The following is a 2,913-nucleotide window of genomic DNA, read 5'->3' as shown; positions in this document are numbered from 1 at the left end:
AGGTCAAGCTACAAAGGGCACATGGCGAATGCCTTGGCATCAGGAGCCGATGAAGGACGCGATAAGCTGCGATAAGCCTCGGGTAGCCGCAAATAGGCAGTGAACCGAGGATCTCCGAATGAGGAAACTCACATGGGAAACCCCATGTATCATACACTGAATAAATAGGTGTATGAAGGTAAACCCAGGGAACTGAAACATCTAAGTACCTGGAGGAAGAGAAAGAAAAATCGATTTTCTGAGTAGCGGCGAGCGAAAAGGAAAGAGCCCAAACCAGAAACTTGTTTCTGGGGTTGCGGACAGATCATAAAAATGGCGGTTATTCTAGCCGAACACAACTGGAAAGTTGGACCGTAGGGTGTAATAGTCACGTAGGCGAAAGAAGAAGGCCAGAGATCTGATCCAGAGTACCACGAGACACGAGAAACCTTGTGGGAAGCAGGGAGGACCACCTCCCAAGGCTAAATACTACCTGATGACCGATAGTGAAGCAGTACCGTGAGGGAAAGGTGAAAAGAACCCCGGGAGGGGAGTGAAAGAGAACCTGAAACCGTGTGCCTACAACCGGTCATAGCACCATATGAGTGTGATGACGTGCTTTTTGTAGAACGAGCCAGCGAGTTACGATATGTAGCGAGGTTAAGTACTTAAGGTACGGAGCCGAAGGGAAACCGAGTCTTAATAGGGCAACTAGTTGCATGTCGTAGACCCGAAACCGGGTGACCTATCCATGGCCAGGTTGAAGCAGAAGTAAAATTCTGTGGAGGACCGAACCACGTTGGTGTTGAAAAACCATGGGATGAGCTGTGGATAGCGGAGAAATTCCAATCGAACTCGGAGATAGCTGGTTCTCCTCGAAATAGCTTTAGGGCTAGCGTCGGATGTGAGTAGTGGAGGTAGAGCACTGAATGGGCTAGGGGCCGTATAGGTTACCGAACTCTATCAAACTCCGAATGCCACATACTATAAGTCCGGCAGTCAGACTGCGAATGATAAGGTCCGTAGTCAAAAGGGAAACAGCCCAGACCATCAGCTAAGGTCCCAAAGTGTAGATTAAGTGGAAAAGGATGTGGGATTTCTAAGACAACTAGGATGTTGGCTTAGAAGCAGCCACTCATTAAAAGAGTGCGTAATAGCTCACTAGTCGAGAGATCCCGCGCCGAAGATGTTCGGGGCTAAAATCTACCACCGAAGCTATGGGTGTACGCTAACGCGTACGCGGTAGAGGAGCGTTCTGTACTGGTAGAAGTCGTACCGAAAGGAGCGGTGGACGGTACAGAAGTGAGAATGCTGGCATAAGTAGCGAGAACTAGGTGAGAATCCTAGTGGTCGAAAATCTAAGGTTTCCTGAGGAAGGCTCGTCCGCTCAGGGTTAGTCGGGACCTAAGCCGAGGCCGAAAGGCGTAGGTGATGGACAATCGGTTGATATTCCGATACCACTATGTAGCGTTATTACCGAAGGGGTGACGCAGGAGGATAAGATGTGCTAGCTATTGGACGCTAGTCTAAGCGTTTAGGGAGTCTGGATAGGCAAATCCGTTCAGACAATTCTGAGGCGTGATGGGGAAGGCTCATAGAGCCGAAGTATCTGATTCCACGCTGCCAAGAAAAGCCTCTAGGGAGCAAAGTAGTGCCCGTACCGCAAACCGACACAGGTAGATGAGGAGAGAATCCTAAGACCATCGGAAGAATTGCAGTTAAGGAACTCGGCAAATTGACCCCGTAACTTCGGGAGAAGGGGTGCCTACGCAAGTAGGCCGCAGAGAATAGGCCCAAGCAACTGTTTAGCAAAAACACAGGTCTCTGCTAAAGCGAAAGCTGAAGTATAGGGGCTGACGCCTGCCCGGTGCTGGAAGGTTAAGGGGAATGCTTAGCGCAAGCGAAGGCATGAACTTAAGCCCCAGTAAACGGCGGCCGTAACTATAACGGTCCTAAGGTAGCGAAATTCCTTGTCAGGTAAGTTCTGACCCGCACGAATGGCGTAATGACTTGGGCACTGTCTCAACTGCAAATCCGGCGAAATTGTAGTGCAAGTGAAGATGCTTGCTACCCGCGATTGGACGGAAAGACCCCGTAGAGCTTTACTGTAGCTTAGCATTGAGTTTCGGTATTGTCTGTACAGGATAGGTGGGAGACTGAGAAACTGGGGCGTCAGCCTCAGTGGAGTCATCCTTGGGATACCACCCTGACAGTACTGAGATTCTAACGGACACCCATGAAGCTGGGTGCCGGACATTGTTAGGTGGGCAGTTTGACTGGGGCGGTCGCCTCCTAAAAAGTAACGGAGGCGCCCAAAGGTTCCCTCAGAACGGTCGGAAATCGTTCGAAGAGTGCAAAGGCAGAAGGGAGCCTGACTGCGACACCCACAAGTGGAGCAGGGACGAAAGTCGGGCTTAGTGATCCGGTGGTACCTCGTGGGAGGGCCATCGCTCAACGGATAAAAGCTACCTCGGGGATAACAGGCTGATCTCCCCCAAGAGTCCACATCGACGGGGAGGTTTGGCACCTCGATGTCGGCTCGTCGCATCCTGGGGCTGGAGTAGGTCCCAAGGGTTGGGCTGTTCGCCCATTAAAGCGGCACGCGAGCTGGGTTCAGAACGTCGTGAGACAGTTCGGTCCCTATCCGTCGCGGGCGTAGGAAATTTGAGAGGAGCTGTCCTTAGTACGAGAGGACCGGGATGGACTGACCTCTGGTGTACCAGTTGTCACGCCAGTGGCACGGCTGGGTAGCTATGTCGGGACGGGATAAACGCTGAAAGCATCTAAGCGTGAAGCCCACCTCAAGATGAGATTTCCCATAGCGTAAGCTAGTAAGACCCCTTGAAGAACACAAGGTTGATAGGTCAGAGGTGTAAGTGCAGCAATGTATTTAGCTGACTGATACTAATAGGTCGAGGGCTTGACCAAATTTTT

At 51.2% G+C, this 2,913-nt stretch carries 1 rRNA gene; it reads left to right on the top strand.

The window, feature by feature from the left end:
- The first annotated feature begins 1 nt into the window (after position 1).
- Positions 2-2,907 (top strand): 23S ribosomal RNA (locus KQI89_RS17390).
- Positions 2,908-2,913: the final 6 nt, after the last annotated feature.

This window comes from Clostridium simiarum, from assembly GCF_018919175.1.
GTDB lineage: Bacteria > Bacillota > Clostridia > Clostridiales > Clostridiaceae > Clostridium_L > Clostridium_L simiarum.
Note: the sequence above shows the minus strand (reverse complement) of the source record. Positions and strands in the feature narration are given on the sequence as shown.